A 14,980-nucleotide genomic window follows, 5' to 3' on the forward strand; every position below is an offset into this window, starting at 1 on the left:
GCACTTGGCCTTTTGCAAGCAAACTCGGTGTTTCCGCCGGTGGTGTCCCCAAATCGAGGGTGACCAAGCATGCAAGAAAGCGTGATGCAGCGCATGTGGAACAGCGGCTATCTTTCAGGTGGTAACGCTGCCTATGTGGAAGAGCTTTATGAGCTCTACCTGCACGACCCTAACGCTGTGCCAGAAGAATGGCGCACCAAATTTCAGACGTTGTCTTCAGACGGCAACGCTGCCACCGATGTATCGCACGCAACAATTCGCGATCAGTTTGTGCTGCTGGCAAAGAACCAGCGCCGCGCTCAGCCGGTTTCCGCCGGGAGCGTGAGCAGCGAGCATGAGAAGAAGCAAGTTGAAGTATTGCGACTGATCCAGGCTTACCGGATGCGTGGCCACCAGGCGGCCCAGCTTGACCCGCTGGGGCTCTGGCAGCGTCCTGCACCTGCTGACCTGTCGATCAATCATTACGGCTTGACCAATGCCGATCTTGATACGACCTTCCGTGCCGGCGACCTGTTCATCGGCAAAGAGGAAGCGAGCCTACGCGAAATTCACGAAGCGTTGCAGCAGACATATTGCCGCACCATCGGCGCTGAGTTCACGCATATCACCGATTCCGAGCAACGCCACTGGTTCCAGCATCGCCTGGAAGGTGTGCGTGGCCGTCCGGTGCTGTCCGCCGACGTACGCAGCCACCTGCTCGAGCGCGTGACCGCAGCTGAAGGTCTCGAGAAATACCTGGGCACCAAATACCCGGGCACCAAGCGTTTTGGCCTGGAAGGCGGCGAGAGCCTCATTCCAATGCTCGACGAGCTGATCCAGCGTTCCGGTTCCTATGGCACCAAGGAAGTCGTGATCGGCATGGCTCACCGTGGTCGCCTGAACGTGTTGGTCAATACCTTCGGCAAGAACCCGCGCGAGCTGTTCGACGAGTTCGAAGGCAAGAAGAAGGTCGAACTGGGTTCCGGTGACGTTAAATACCACCAGGGCTTCTCGTCCAACGTGATGACCACCGGCGGTGAAGTTCACCTGGCCATGGCGTTCAACCCATCCCACCTGGAAATCGTTTCCCCAGTGGTCGAGGGTTCGGTCCGTGCTCGTCAGGATCGTCGTAACGATGCCACCGGTGAAAAGGTCCTGCCGATTTCCATCCACGGTGACGCGGCATTCGCCGGCCAAGGCGTGGTTCTGGAAACGTTCCAGATGTCGCAGACTCGCGGCTTTAAGACTGGCGGTACGGTTCACATCGTCATCAACAACCAGGTTGGCTTCACCATCAGCAACCCGCTGGACGCGCGCTCTACCGAGTACGCCACCGACGTTGCCAAGATGATCCAGGCGCCGATCCTCCATGTGAATGGTGATGATCCGGAAGCCGTGTTGTTCGTGACCCAGCTCGCTATCGACTACCGCATGCAGTTCAAGCGTGACGTGGTGATCGACCTGGTTTGCTACCGCCGTCGCGGTCACAACGAAGCGGATGAGCCTAGCGGCACCCAGCCGTTGATGTACCAGCAAATCGCCAAGCAGCGCACCACCCGTGAGCTGTACGCTGAAAGCCTGACCAAGGCCGGCGTGGTTGACGATGCGCGTGTTCAGGCGAAAGTCGATGAATACCGCAACGCGCTGGACAACGGTCTGCATGTCGTAAAAAGCCTGGTTAAAGAGCCGAACAAAGAGCTGTTCGTTGACTGGCGTCCGTACCTGGGCCACGCCTGGACTGCGCGTCACGACACCTCGTTCGATCTGAAAACCTTGCAGGAACTGTCTGCCAAGCTGCTGGAAATTCCAGAAGGCTTCGTTGTGCAGCGCCAGGTTGCGAAGATCTACGAAGACCGTCAGAAGATGCAAGCCGGCGGCCTGCCGATCAACTGGGGTTACGCCGAAACCATGGCGTACGCGACCCTGGCGTTCGAAGGTCACCCGATCCGCATGACCGGCCAGGATATCGGCCGTGGTACGTTCTCGCACCGTCACGCGGTATTGCACAACCAGAAAGACGCGGGCACCTACATTCCGCTGCAACACCTTTACGAAGGCCAGCCACGTTTCGACCTGTTCGATTCGTTCCTGTCCGAAGAAGCCGTACTGGCGTTCGAATACGGTTACTCCACCACCACGCCTCAGGCGCTGGTGATCTGGGAAGCCCAGTTCGGCGACTTCGCCAACGGTGCCCAAGTGGTTATTGACCAGTTCATCACCAGCGGTGAGCACAAGTGGGGCCGTCTGTGCGGTCTGACCATGCTGCTGCCACACGGTTATGAAGGTCAGGGTCCGGAGCACTCTTCGGCCCGTCTGGAGCGTTACCTGCAGCTGTGCGCCGAGCACAACATCCAGGTGTGCGTGCCGACTACCCCGGCCCAGATCTACCACTTGCTGCGTCGTCAGGTGATCCGCCCGCTGCGCAAGCCGCTGGTAGTGCTGACTCCGAAGTCGCTGTTGCGTCACAAATTGGCCATCTCGACCCTGGAAGATCTGGCCGACGGTTCGTTCCAGACCGTTATTCCAGAAATCGACACCCTGGACGCAGCCAAGGTCACTCGCCTGATCCTGTGCAGCGGCAAGGTTTACTACGACTTGCTGGAAAAACGCCGTGCCGAAGGCCGCGAAGACATCGCCATCGTGCGTATCGAGCAGCTTTACCCGTTCCCGGAAGACGACCTGATGGAGGCCATCGCGCCTTACACCAACCTCACCCATGCGGTGTGGTGCCAGGAAGAACCGATGAACCAGGGCGCTTGGTACAGCAGCCAGCATCATTTGCGTCGCAGCATCGGCAACCACAAGACAGGCCTTGGCCTTGAGTATGCCGGTCGTGATGCTTCTGCTGCACCTGCGTGTGGTTATGCGTCGATGCACGCCGAGCAGCAGGAAAAACTGCTGCAAGATGCTTTCACTGTTTAACGCCTTCGCGCTGACTGAAACCGAATTTTAAGGACCCACAGATAATGGCTATCGAAATCAAAGCCCCGTCATTCCCGGAATCGGTTGCCGATGGCACCGTTGCCACCTGGCACAAGAAACCAGGCGACGCTGTAAAGCGTGATGACCTGATCGTCGACATCGAGACCGACAAAGTCGTTCTGGAAGTGTTGGCCGAAGCTGACGGCGTGCTGGGCGCGATCGTTGCTGAAGAGGGCGCTACCGTCCTGTCGAACCAGATCCTGGGCTCGATCGAAGCAGGCGGCGCTGCTGCACCTGCTCCGGCCGCTGCTGCACCTGCTGCTGCTGCTTCCGCTCCAGCCGCTGCTCCAGCTGCCGCTGGCGAAGATCCAATCGCTGCACCGGCTGCGCGTCAGCTGGCCGAAGAAAACGGCATCAATCTGGCTTCCATCAAAGGCACCGGCAAAGACGGCCGTGTGACCAAGGAAGACGTGGTTGCTGCCGTTGAAGCCAAGAAAAACGCTCCGGCCGCCGCACCTGCCAAGGCTGCTGCTCCAGCTGCCGCTGCGCCTGTGTTCGCTGCTGGCGACCGCACCGAGAAGCGCGTACCGATGACTCGTGTACGTGCCACCGTGGCCAAGCGTCTGGTTGAAGCACAGTCGAACATGGCGATGCTGACCACTTTCAACGAAGTCGACATGACTGAAGTCATGGCCCTGCGTTCGAAGTACAAGGACCTGTTCGAGAAGTCCCACAATGGCGTGCGCCTGGGCTTCATGTCGTTCTTCGTGAAAGCGGCCACCGAAGCGCTGAAACGCTTCCCGGCAGTCAACGCTTCCATCGACGGCAGCGACATCGTTTACCACGGTTATGCCGACGTCGGCGTTGCCGTGTCCAGCGACCGTGGCCTGGTCGTACCGGTTCTGCGTAACGCCGAGCTGATGAGCCTGGCTGAAATCGAAGGCGGCATCGCTGGCTTCGGCAAGAAAGCCCGTGACGGCAAGCTGACCATCGACGAGATGACCGGTGGTACCTTCACCATCACCAACGGTGGTACCTTCGGTTCGATGATGTCGACCCCGATCGTCAACCCGCCACAAGCTGCGATCCTGGGCATGCACAACATCATCCAGCGTCCGATGGCCATCAACGGCCAAGTCGTGATCCGCCCAATGATGTACCTGGCACTGTCTTACGATCACCGCCTGATCGATGGTAAAGAAGCCGTGACTTTCCTGGTGACCATCAAGAACCTGCTGGAAGACCCGGCTCGTCTGCTGCTGGATATTTGATTGAGGCAGCTTCAAGTTGTGAGCTACAAGCTGCAAGTAAACGCAGTTTGGCTTGCAGCTTGAAGCTTGAAGCTTGACGCTCCGAGCTAATAGAGGATCTATTTTCATGACACAGAAATTTGACGTCGTAGTGATTGGTGCAGGTCCTGGCGGCTACGTTGCCGCCATCAAGGCCGCACAACTGGGCCTCTCGACTGCTTGCATCGAAAAATACACCGACAAGGAAGGCAAACTGGCGCTGGGCGGTACTTGCCTGAACGTCGGTTGCATTCCTTCCAAGGCGCTGCTGGACAGCTCCTGGAAATTCCACGAAGCCCAAGACGGTTTCGCGATCCACGGCATCAACCACGCTGGCGTGACCATGGACGTGCCAGCAATGGTCGGCCGTAAAGCCAACATCGTTAAAGGCCTGACTTCCGGCGTTGCGACCTTGTTCAAGGCCAACGGTGTGACTTCCCTGCAAGGCCACGGCAAACTGCTGGCCGGCAAGAAAGTTGAAATCACCAAGCCAGACGGTTCGGTAGAAGTCATCGAAGCCGAAAACGTGATCCTGGCTCCAGGCTCGCGCCCAATCGACATTCCACCGGCTCCAGTTGACCAGAACGTGATCGTTGATTCGACCGGCGCCCTGGAATTCCAAGCGGTTCCCAAGCGTTTGGGCGTGATCGGCGCTGGCGTAATCGGTCTGGAACTGGGTTCGGTATGGTCGCGTCTGGGTTCCGAAGTGACCGTTCTGGAAGCCCTGGACACGTTCCTGCTGGCTGCCGACACTGCGGTGTCCAAAGAAGCCTACAAAACCCTGACCAAACAAGGTCTGGACATCAAGCTGGGTGCTCGCGTGACCGGCTCGAAGGTTAACGGCGAAGAAGTTGTCGTGACCTACACCGACAAGGATGGCGAACAGACCATCACTTTCGACAAGCTGATTGTTGCCGTTGGTCGCCGTCCAGTCACAGCTGACCTGTTGGCTTCCGACAGCGGCGTGAACATCGACGAGCGTGGTTTCATCCACGTTGACGATCACTGCGCTACCACCGTTCCTGGCGTGTACGCCATTGGCGACGTGGTTCGCGGCATGATGCTGGCGCACAAGGCTTCCGAAGAAGGCATCATGGTTGTCGAGCGCATCAAGGGCCACAAAACCCAGATGAACTACGACCTGATCCCATCGGTTATCTACACCCACCCGGAAATTGCATGGGTCGGCAAGAACGAACAGCAGTTGAAAGCTGAAGGCGTTGAAGTTAACGTCGGCACCTTCCCGTTTGCCGCTTCTGGCCGTGCCATGGCAGCCAACGACACCGGTGGTTTTGTCAAAGTCATCGCTGATGCCAAGACTGACCGCGTATTGGGCGTCCACGTGATTGGCCCGAGCGCTGCAGAACTGGTTCAGCAAGGCGCGATCGGTATGGAATTCGGCACCAGTGCCGAGGACCTGGGCATGATGGTCTTCTCCCATCCGACCCTGTCCGAAGCGTTGCACGAAGCAGCGTTGGCAGTGAATGGCGGCGCCATCCACATCGCCAACCGCAAGAAGCGCTAAGCGAGATAATAAGAAACCACGGCGGTTGCCCGTCGTGAGCCTTGCGCGCAAGACTCACCGCGGAATGTCCGCTGGACGCAGTCTTGCGCAGCTTTACGGGCCTTGAGCCCCGCAAGTTGCGCAAGCAGCAGTCACAGGTGGCGCGGCACTCATAATGAGCGCAGCGCCGAATGCGCAGTACCTAACGAAGACGGTAAAAAGCATGAATCTTCACGAGTATCAGGGTAAGCAGCTGTTCGCTGAATACGGCCTGCCAGTATCCCAGGGCTACGCAGTAGACACCCCGGAAGCAGCAGCAGAAGCTTGCGACAAAATCGGTGGTACCGAGTGGGTTGTCAAAGCCCAGGTCCACGCTGGTGGTCGCGGTAAAGCGGGCGGCGTTAAGCTGGTTCGCAGCAAAGAAGACGCCAAGGCCTTCGCACAGCAGTGGCTGGGCAAGCGTCTGGTGACTTACCAGACTGATGCCAATGGCCAACCAGTCACCAAGATCCTGGTTGAATCGTGCACTGATATCGCTAAAGAGCTGTACCTGGGCGCTGTCGTTGACCGTTCGAGCCGTCGCATCGTGTTCATGGCTTCCACCGAAGGTGGCGTGGACATCGAGAAGATCGCTCACGACACTCCAGAAAAAATTCTGAAAGCCACTATCGATCCACTGGTTGGCGCTCAGCCATTCCAGGGTCGCGAACTGGCTTTCCAGCTGGGTCTGGAAGGCAAGCAAGTTGCCCAGTTCGCCAAGATCTTCGTAGGTCTGGCCAAACTGTTCCAGGATCACGATCTGGCCCTGCTGGAAGTGAACCCGCTGGTGATCAAGGCTGACGGCGATCTGCACTGCCTCGACGCCAAGATCAACATCGACGCCAACGCCATGTACCGTCAGCCTAAGCTGAAAACTTTCCACGATCCGTCGCAAGACGATCCGCGCGAAGCGCACGCTGCCAAGTTCGAACTGAACTACGTAGCCCTGGAAGGTAACATCGGTTGCATGGTCAACGGTGCTGGCCTGGCCATGGGTACCATGGACATCGTCAACCTGCATGGCGGCAAACCAGCCAACTTCCTCGACGTGGGCGGCGGTGCTACCAAAGAACGCGTTACCGAAGCCTTCAAGATCATCCTGTCCGACACTAACGTCGCTGCAGTATTGGTCAACATCTTCGGCGGCATCGTTCGTTGCGACATGATTGCCGAAGGCATCATCGGTGCAGTGAAAGAAGTCGGCGTTAAAATCCCGGTTGTTGTTCGCCTTGAAGGTAACAACGCTGAACTGGGCGCTAAAGTACTGGCAGAAAGCGGTTTGAACATCATCGCGGCTACCAGCCTGACCGACGCTGCTCAACAAGTTGTCAAAGCTGCGGAGGGCAAATAATGAGCGTCCTGATCAATAAAGACACCAAAGTTATCTGCCAGGGTATTACCGGTTCGCAAGGTAGTTTCCACACCCAGCAAGCCATCGAATACGGCACCAAGATGGTGGGTGGCGTTACTCCTGGTAAGGGCGGCACCGAGCACCTGGGTCTGCCAGTGTTCAACACCGTGAAAGACGCTGTAGCTGCCACTGGCGCCACCGCCAGCGTGATCTACGTTCCAGCTCCTTTCTGCAAAGACTCGATCCTGGAAGCGGCATTCGGCGGCATCAAGCTGATCGTTTGCATCACCGAAGGCATTCCTACCCTGGACATGCTGGACGCTAAAGTTAAGTGTGACGAGCTGGGCGTAGTCCTGATCGGCCCTAACTGCCCAGGCGTGATCACTCCAGGCGAATGCAAGATCGGCATCATGCCTGGTCACATTCACTTGCCAGGCAAAGTCGGTATCGTTTCCCGTTCCGGCACCCTGACCTACGAAGCTGTCAAGCAAACGACTGACGCCGGTTTCGGCCAGTCGACTTGCGTCGGCATCGGCGGTGACCCGATCCCAGGCTCGAACTTCATCGACATCCTGAAACTGTTCCAGGAAGACCCGAAGACCGAAGCGATCGTCATGATCGGTGAGATCGGCGGTTCGGCTGAAGAAGAAGCGGCTGCCTACATCAAGGCACACGTGACCAAGCCGGTTGTTTCCTACATCGCTGGTGTGACTGCCCCTGCTGGCAAGCGCATGGGCCATGCTGGCGCAATCATCTCCGGCGGCAAAGGCACAGCAGACGAGAAGTTTGCTGCCCTGGAAGACGCAGGCGTTAAAACCGTGCGTTCGCTGGCAGACATCGGCAAGGCTTTGTCCGAGCTGACCGGTTGGGCTGTCAAGTAAGCCTCGCGCTTAGCTGACGCTTTACCAAGCAAAGGCCACCTTCGGGTGGCCTTTGTGCGTTCTGGGTATTGCTCATCAGATTGGATGCCCCGTTCACATGTGGGAGCTGGCTTGCCTGCAATAGCATCGACTCGGTTTACCTGATGGACCGAGTCGCCCGCATCGCAGGCAAGCCAGCTCCCACATGGGGTTGTATTGTCAAAATTAAGTATGAAAACGCGACATTGTGATGTCGCTTATCGGACAGTTCGCCCCGCAACAGTGCGTTTGTCGGCCTAATTCTGTACTCTAGCCGCCTCTTTATGCGTCCGCATCCCAAAAGGAAGCTGCGCGCTAGACCGGTCGGTCCCCATCAGGACCGGCAGCAGTTCCCTCATCCACAGGGAATCCCTCTCTAAATTCCGATTCAGTAGTGTGGTATTTCCTTAAATGAAAGTGTTGAAAAGCCAGGATGTCCTGGCGTTAGGCTTTATGACCTTCGCCCTGTTCGTGGGCGCCGGCAACATCATCTTCCCGCCTATCGTTGGTTTGCAGTCCGGGCCTCACGTCTGGATGGCAGCGCTGGGCTTCCTGATCACCGCGGTCGGTCTGCCGGTGGTCACCGTGATCGCCCTGGCCAAGGTCGGCGGCGGTATGGACGCGTTGAGCAGCCCGATCGGCAAGATCGCCGGCGGCCTGCTCGCGGCGGCGGCGTATCTGGCGGTAGGGCCATTGTTCGCCACTCCGCGCACTGCGACCGTTTCGTTTGAAGTGGGCCTGGCGCCGCTGACCGGCGAAAGCCCATTGGCGCTGTTCCTCTACAGCTCGGTGTATTTCCTGGTGGTGTTCTTTGTTTCCCTCTACCCGGGCCGACTGCTGGATACCGTAGGTCGCTTCCTGGCGCCGCTGAAAATCATCGCCCTGGCTATTCTCGGCATCGCCGCGTTTGCCTTGCCGGCCGGTGACGTGGGCGTCGCGACGCCGGAATACGTTGCCGCACCGTTCTCCCAGGGCTTCATCAATGGTTACCTGACCATGGATACCCTCGGCGCGCTGGTATTCGGTATCGTCATCGTCAATGCCATCCGTTCTCGTGGCGTTGAATCGCCACAGCTGATCACCCGCTACGCGATCATCGCCGGGCTGATTGCCGGCGTGGGCCTGGCCCTGGTGTACATCAGCCTGTTCCGTCTGGGGTCGGGCAGCCATGCCGTGGCCGCCGGTGCAAGCAATGGCGCTGCCGTGCTGCATGCTTACGTGCAACACACGTTCGGCTCCCTGGGCAGTGGCTTCCTCGCTGTGCTGATCTCTCTGGCGTGCCTGGTCACCGCTGTTGGCCTGACCTGCGCGTGTGCCGAGTACTTCAGCAAAGTCCTGCCGCTGTCCTACAAGACGCTGGTAGTGATCCTCGCACTGTTCTCGCTGTTTGTGTCCAACCTGGGCCTGACCAAGCTGATTGCCTTCTCGATCCCGGTACTCACGGCGATCTACCCGCCGTGCATCGTGCTGGTGGCCCTGAGCTTCTGCAAAGATTTCTGGCTTGAGCAGGGCCGCATCGTCGGCCCGGTCATGCTGGTGTCGTTCATCTTTGGTTGCATTGATGCGCTCAAGGGCGCGGGCCTGGCGGATTGGATGCCTGCGCAGTTGGCACATCTGCCGCTGAGCGAGCAAGGCCTGGCGTGGCTGGTGCCGGCGGTGATGACGCTGGTCGTTGCCGTAGTGGTTGACCGCATGCTTGGCAAACGCAGCGAAGCCATCGCCTAACCCGCGGTTTCACGCTGTACTGAAATGCCCCGTATCAATCGATACGGGGCATTTTTTTGTGTGTGAGACCACAACCCCTAAAGTGTGGAATACGGTCAGTGTGGGAGCGGGCTTGCTCGCGAACGCGGTGGATCAGTAATGCACCAGGAGACTGACACACCGCGTTCGCGAGCAAGCCCGCTCCCACATTTAGATCGCATTAATATCCGTACACCGAGCAAAAGGCCCCCGCATGTCGTTCGTTGAAACCAATCAGATCCACCTGCTTGCTGCCCTCTGGTTCGTATTGTGCTGGGGCGGTTACACCCGATACGCCACGTGGAAGGCCCGTGACACTGCGTGCCTGGCCAGCGTGCTGCATCTGTATCGTGAAGACTGGATGCGCCGCATGTTGCTGCGCGATAACCGTATCGCCGATGCCAGCGTGATCGGTAACCTGGAGCGCAATGCCTCGTTCTTCGCATCCAGTACCTTGATCATCCTCGCCGGTATCCTGACAGTGCTGGGTGCTTCCGAGCGTGCGGTATCGTTGCTGGCGGACATTCCCATGGTGCAACAGGCGTCCCAGGGCATGTCGGAAATCAAGCTGCTGTGCCTGGCACTGGTGTTCGTCTATGCGTTTTTCACCTTCAGCTGGTGCATGCGCCAATACAACTTCGCCGCGGTGCTGGTGGGGTCGGCGCCGATGATTGGTGAACGGCATGTGTCGGAGCAGGAGCGCAACGCGTTCGCCCTGCGGGCAGCGCGGGTGATTTCCATGGCGGCCAACCAGTTCAACTTTGGCCTGCGTGCTTATTACTTTGGCATGACCATGCTGGCCTGGTTTGTCAGCCCGTGGTTATTCATGTTGATGAGCAGCGGGGTAGTGTTGGTGCTGTATCGCCGCGAGTTTCATTCCGACGTACTGCAGGTCATGGTCTACACGCCAACCGATATGCCGGTGACGGAGCCGGCTAAAGAAGCCGTGTCTTAACGCGTGGCGCCAAGGTTAATTAAACTTTTCGGCGCTGGAAAAACAGCAGACAAAGTAAAGCCCGCTATGTAAGCGGGCTTTCTTTTTGCAGCAATTGCCAGGCTATTAAGGCTTGGCAGGTGCTACTGGAGTAGCGGTACCGTCTTCTTTTGCTTTTTCAGCGTTCGCATCAGCCTGAGCTTTGGCAGCATCGGCGTTTTCTTTTGCAGCGTCGTTCACTTTATCCTGTGCTTTCGCCATGTCCTTCTGAGCTTGCTCAGAATGCGCTTGGGCATCTTGGGCTTTGTCTTCGGATTTCTTATCGCAGGCAGCGAGGCCGAGGGCAGCAGCCAGCATCATGGAAATAGCTAAAGTCTTGCGCATGGGGTGTTTCTCCTTAGTGAAGATATCTACTGGCCTTTCGAGCTTAGACGGCCAGCATTAGTTCCTTTTGTTTCAAAGATATATAAAACGTGACGCTCAAGGAACTTTTGCCCTTGCCCCCGGACGCCTCTAATCGACACTAATAAGAGTCTGAACACATGACCGAAAATCCCTTGTTAGCGCGTGCCACACGCTTTGTTTCGGCGCTGCGCCACTGCCAGGTATTAGGCATCACCGTCCATGCTGCCAGCGAGGAGGGCATGACGCTGGTCCTGCCTTACAGCCCGAGCATCGTCGGCGATCCTCAAACCGGCGTGATTCACGGCGGCGCGCTGACCTCCTTGATGGACACTGCCTGCGGCATGGCCACGCTGTGTGTCTTGCCGGAGTTCGAGGTGTGCCCGACGCTCGACCTGCGTGTCGACTACATGCATCCGGCCGAACCGCACAAGCCCGTGTACGGCTTCGCCCAATGCTATCGGGTGACCACCGACGTGATCTTCACCCGCGGCTTCGCCTACCAGGATGATCCGCAGCAGCCCATCGCCCACGTGGTCGGCACGTTCATGCGCATGGGCAAGCGCCTCAAGGGCACGCACGGGCTGGGCAGCACCCTCAAGGGAGAGCAGGCATGACACATCGATTCAAGACCCGCCTCGAACAGGCCCATCACCGGGGTAACTACGAGGCGCTGCTCGACCTGGTCCCCTACGCCAAGCTGATTGGCATTGAATGCACAAGGTTGGGGGATGAATTGCTGTTTCGTCTGCCGGCCAACAAGGACAACATTGGTAACCCCATATTGCCGGCGCTGCACGGTGGGGTGATTGCCGGGTTTATGGAGCTGTCGGCGGCGCTGCACCTGCTGGTATTTACCGGCGCGCCGGGCCTGCCGAAAATCATCGATTTTTCCCTGGATTACCTGCGCGCCGGCCAGTTTCGTGACACTTACGCCAAATGCCAGGTGTGGCGCCAGGGCCGGCGCGTCGCCAATGTGGCAATCACTGCCTGGCAAAGCACCCCGGCCGAACCGATTGCCACCGCTCGCGCACATTTCAAGATTGAGGAAACAGCGCGCCCTTGAAATCCTGGTCTTAGCCCCCAACTTTGATGACAACCCGCCGCCAACCCTTAAGGGCGCGGCCACTGCCATCCAATTGGAGTTTGATGACCATGAGTGTGGAAACTCAAAAGGAAACCCTGGGCTTCCAGACCGAGGTGAAGCAACTGCTGCACCTCATGATCCATTCGCTGTATTCCAACAAGGAAATCTTCCTTCGCGAATTGATCTCGAACGCCTCTGACGCTGTCGACAAATTACGTTTCGAAGCCCTGTCCAAGCCTGAATTGCTGGAAGGTGGCGCCGAACTGAAAATCCGTGTGAGCTTCGACAAGGACGCCAAGACCGTCACCCTCGAAGACAACGGTATCGGCATGAGCCGTGAAGACGCGATCACCCATCTGGGTACCATCGCCAAATCCGGCACCGCAGATTTCATGAAGAACCTGTCGGGCGATCAGAAAAAGGATTCGCACCTGATCGGTCAATTCGGTGTGGGCTTTTACTCGGCCTTTATCGTTGCTGACAAGGTTGAAGTGTTCAGCCGCCGCGCCGGCCTCGCCGCCAGCGAAGGTGTGCACTGGTCTTCCAAAGGTGAGGGCGAGTTCGAAATCGCCACCCTCGACAAGGCTGACCGTGGTACCCGCATCGTGCTGCACCTGAAAGCGGCTGAAGATGAGTTCGCCGATGGCTGGCGCCTGCGCAATATCATCAAGAAATACTCCGACCACATCGCGCTGCCGATCGAGTTGCCGAAAGAGCAAGCTGCTGCCGAAGGCGAAGAGCAGCCTGCCCAGGAATGGGAAGTGGTCAACCGTGCCAGCGCCTTGTGGACGCGTCCTCGTACTGAAGTCAAAGACGAGGAATACCAGGAGTTTTACAAGCACATCGCTCACGACTACGAAAACCCGCTGAGCTGGAGCCACAACAAGGTCGAAGGCAAGCTGGAATACAGCTCGCTGCTCTACGTACCGGCCCGTGCTCCGTTCGACCTGTACCAGCGTGAAGCGCCAAAAGGCCTGAAGCTGTACGTGCAGCGCGTGTTCGTGATGGACCAGGCAGAGTCCTTCCTGCCGCTGTACCTGCGCTTTATCAAAGGCGTGGTCGACTCCAACGACCTGTCGCTGAACGTGTCGCGGGAAATCCTGCAGAAAGACCCGATCATCGACTCCATGAAGTCGGCGCTGACCAAGCGCGTGCTCGACATGCTGGAAAAACTGGCGAAGAACGAGCCTGAGCAATACAAGGGCTTCTGGAAAAACTTCGGTCAGGTCATGAAAGAAGGCCCGGCGGAAGATTTTGCCAACAAGGAAAAAATCGCCGGCCTGCTGCGTTTTGCGTCTACCCAAGGTGAAGACGGTGAGCAGGTTGTGTCGCTGGCCGAGTACCTGGCACGCGCCAAGGAAGGTCAGGACAAGATCTACTACCTGACCGGCGAAACCTACGCTCAGGTCAAGAACAGCCCGCACCTGGAAGTCTTCCGCAAGAAAGGCATCGAAGTGCTGCTGTTGACCGACCGTATCGATGAGTGGCTGATGAGCTACCTCAGCGAGTTCGACGGCAAAACCTTCGTCGACGTGGCCCGTGGCGACCTGGACCTGGGTAACCTGGACTCCGAAGAAGAGAAGAAGGAAGCCGAAGAAGTCGCCAAGGCCAAAGAAGGCCTGGTTGAGCGGATCAAGACCGCTCTGGGCGATGCTGTCAGCGAAGTGCGGGTTTCGCACCGTCTGACCGACTCCCCGGCGATTCTGGCCATCGGCGAGCAGGACCTGGGCATGCAGATGCGTCAGATCCTGGAAGCGAGCGGTCAGAAGGTTCCGGACTCCAAGCCGATCTTCGAATTCAACCCGGCTCACCCGCTGATCGAGAAACTCGACGGCGAGCAAAGCGAAGAGCGTTTTGGCGACTTGTCGCACATCCTCTTCGACCAGGCGGCCCTGGCCGCTGGCGACAGCTTGAAAGACCCGGCCGCCTACGTGCGCCGACTGAACAAGCTGTTGGTTGAACTGTCGGTTTAACACCGTTGTAGAAAAACCCGCTTCGGCGGGTTTTTTCGTTCTAGTGCACCTCAACTGGAGTAAATGATGAGCCAAGTCACTGTGCGTTCCGTGGTCTATCAGATTGATGGCCAGTCTTATGAAAGCCGCCTGGCATTCGATGCCAGCCATAAGGGCCCGCTGCCGGGTCTGTTGATGGCACCGAACTGGATGGGTGTGAGTGCGGGTGCCGAAGACATTGCCAAAAGCGTCGCCGCCAAGGGCTACGTGGTGCTGATCGCCGACCTGTACGGGCAAACCGTACGCCCATCGAATGGCGATGAAGCGGGCGCGGCAATGATGCCGTTGAAAAATGACCGCCCATTGCTGAACAAGCGTATGCAGGCAGCCTTTGAGCAACTGCAAGGCCAGACCGAAGCCGCTGTCGATACCTCGAAGTTGGCGACCTTTGGTTTCTGCTTCGGCGGTTGCTGCTCCCTGGAGCTGGCGCGTACCGGCGCAGCGTTGAAGGCCGCCGTGTCGTTCCACGGCACGCTCGATACGCCGAACCCGGCGGATGCGAAAAACATCACAGGTTCAGTGCTGGTACTGCACGGCGCTTCCGACCCCTTGGTGCCCAAGGAACAGTTGCCGGCGTTTGAAGATGAAATGAACGCGGCCGGTGTGGATTGGCAGTTGCTGAGCTACGGCGGTGCGGTGCATTCCTTCACTGACCCGCATGCCAATGTGCCGGGCAAGATGATGTACGACGCGAAGACCGCTGCGCGGGCGTTCCATTCGATGCATAACTTGTTGGATGAAGTGTTCAAGGGCTAAATCTTTAGCGCCTGTGCCGGCCTCTTCGCGAGCAAGCCCGCTCCCACATTTTGATTGGTGAAC

12 protein-coding genes are annotated in these 14,980 nt (G+C 58.1%); 11 read left to right on the forward strand and 1 reads right to left on the reverse strand.

The window, feature by feature from the left end:
* Positions 1-69: 69 nt before the first annotated feature.
* The 7 genes from A7J50_RS09750 to A7J50_RS09780 all read left to right on the forward strand — a co-directional run bounded on the left by A7J50_RS09750 (position 70) and on the right by A7J50_RS09780 (position 10,681).
* Complete coding sequence (locus A7J50_RS09750; RefSeq protein WP_064451606.1) at positions 70-2,901, forward strand: 2-oxoglutarate dehydrogenase E1 component; 2,832 nt, start codon at positions 70-72, stop codon at positions 2,899-2,901.
* A gap of 44 nt (positions 2,902-2,945) precedes the next feature.
* A complete protein-coding gene (gene odhB, locus A7J50_RS09755; protein ID WP_064451607.1) occupies positions 2,946-4,172 on the forward strand; it encodes a 2-oxoglutarate dehydrogenase complex dihydrolipoyllysine-residue succinyltransferase in 1,227 nt (408 codons plus the stop codon).
* A 106-nt stretch (positions 4,173-4,278) separates the two neighbouring features.
* On the forward strand, positions 4,279-5,715 hold the full coding sequence (lpdA, locus tag A7J50_RS09760; RefSeq protein ID WP_064451608.1) for a dihydrolipoyl dehydrogenase: 1,437 nt from the start codon (positions 4,279-4,281) through the stop codon (positions 5,713-5,715).
* Positions 5,716-5,917: 202 nt separating this feature from the next.
* Positions 5,918-7,084, forward strand: a complete 1,167-nt coding sequence (gene sucC, locus A7J50_RS09765; protein ID WP_064451609.1) for an ADP-forming succinate--CoA ligase subunit beta — start codon at positions 5,918-5,920, stop codon at positions 7,082-7,084.
* Positions 7,084-7,965 (forward strand): succinate--CoA ligase subunit alpha, encoded by an 882-nt coding sequence (gene sucD, locus A7J50_RS09770; protein WP_003210566.1) that lies wholly within the window; start codon positions 7,084-7,086, stop codon positions 7,963-7,965. The genes sucC and sucD overlap by 1 nt, the downstream gene beginning before the upstream one ends.
* 429 nt (positions 7,966-8,394) lie before the next feature.
* Positions 8,395-9,708, forward strand: coding sequence for a branched-chain amino acid transport system II carrier protein (brnQ, locus tag A7J50_RS09775; RefSeq protein ID WP_064451610.1), 1,314 nt, complete (start codon positions 8,395-8,397; stop codon positions 9,706-9,708).
* Between the two features lie 232 nt (positions 9,709-9,940).
* Positions 9,941-10,681 carry a DUF599 domain-containing protein gene (locus tag A7J50_RS09780; RefSeq protein WP_064451611.1) on the forward strand — a complete coding sequence of 247 codons (741 nt, stop codon included), beginning with the start codon at positions 9,941-9,943 and terminating at the stop codon, positions 10,679-10,681.
* A gap of 105 nt (positions 10,682-10,786) precedes the next feature.
* On the opposite strand, the gene A7J50_RS09785 is transcribed toward A7J50_RS09780, so the two are convergent.
* Positions 10,787-11,044, reverse strand: a complete 258-nt coding sequence (locus tag A7J50_RS09785) for a hypothetical protein (RefSeq protein ID WP_053255236.1) — start codon at positions 11,042-11,044, stop codon at positions 10,787-10,789.
* A gap of 158 nt (positions 11,045-11,202) precedes the next feature.
* Between A7J50_RS09785 and A7J50_RS09790 the strand changes: the two genes are divergently transcribed.
* From A7J50_RS09790 to A7J50_RS09805, 4 genes are all read left to right on the forward strand, one after another.
* Positions 11,203-11,679, forward strand: coding sequence for a PaaI family thioesterase (locus A7J50_RS09790; RefSeq protein ID WP_064451612.1), 477 nt, complete (start codon positions 11,203-11,205; stop codon positions 11,677-11,679).
* The gene (locus A7J50_RS09795; protein WP_064451613.1) at positions 11,676-12,128 is read left to right on the forward strand and encodes a PaaI family thioesterase; all 453 of its coding nucleotides are present in this window, start codon (positions 11,676-11,678) and stop codon (positions 12,126-12,128) included. Before A7J50_RS09790 ends, A7J50_RS09795 begins: the two co-directional genes overlap by 4 nt.
* Positions 12,129-12,217: 89 nt before the next feature.
* On the forward strand, positions 12,218-14,122 hold the full coding sequence (gene htpG, locus A7J50_RS09800) for a molecular chaperone HtpG (protein ID WP_064454890.1): 1,905 nt from the start codon (positions 12,218-12,220) through the stop codon (positions 14,120-14,122).
* A gap of 66 nt (positions 14,123-14,188) precedes the next feature.
* On the forward strand, positions 14,189-14,917 hold the full coding sequence (locus A7J50_RS09805) for a dienelactone hydrolase family protein (RefSeq protein WP_064451614.1): 729 nt from the start codon (positions 14,189-14,191) through the stop codon (positions 14,915-14,917).
* The last annotated feature ends 63 nt before the right edge of the window (positions 14,918-14,980 follow it).

Source organism: Pseudomonas antarctica (assembly GCF_001647715.1).
GTDB lineage: Bacteria > Pseudomonadota > Gammaproteobacteria > Pseudomonadales > Pseudomonadaceae > Aquipseudomonas > Aquipseudomonas antarctica_A.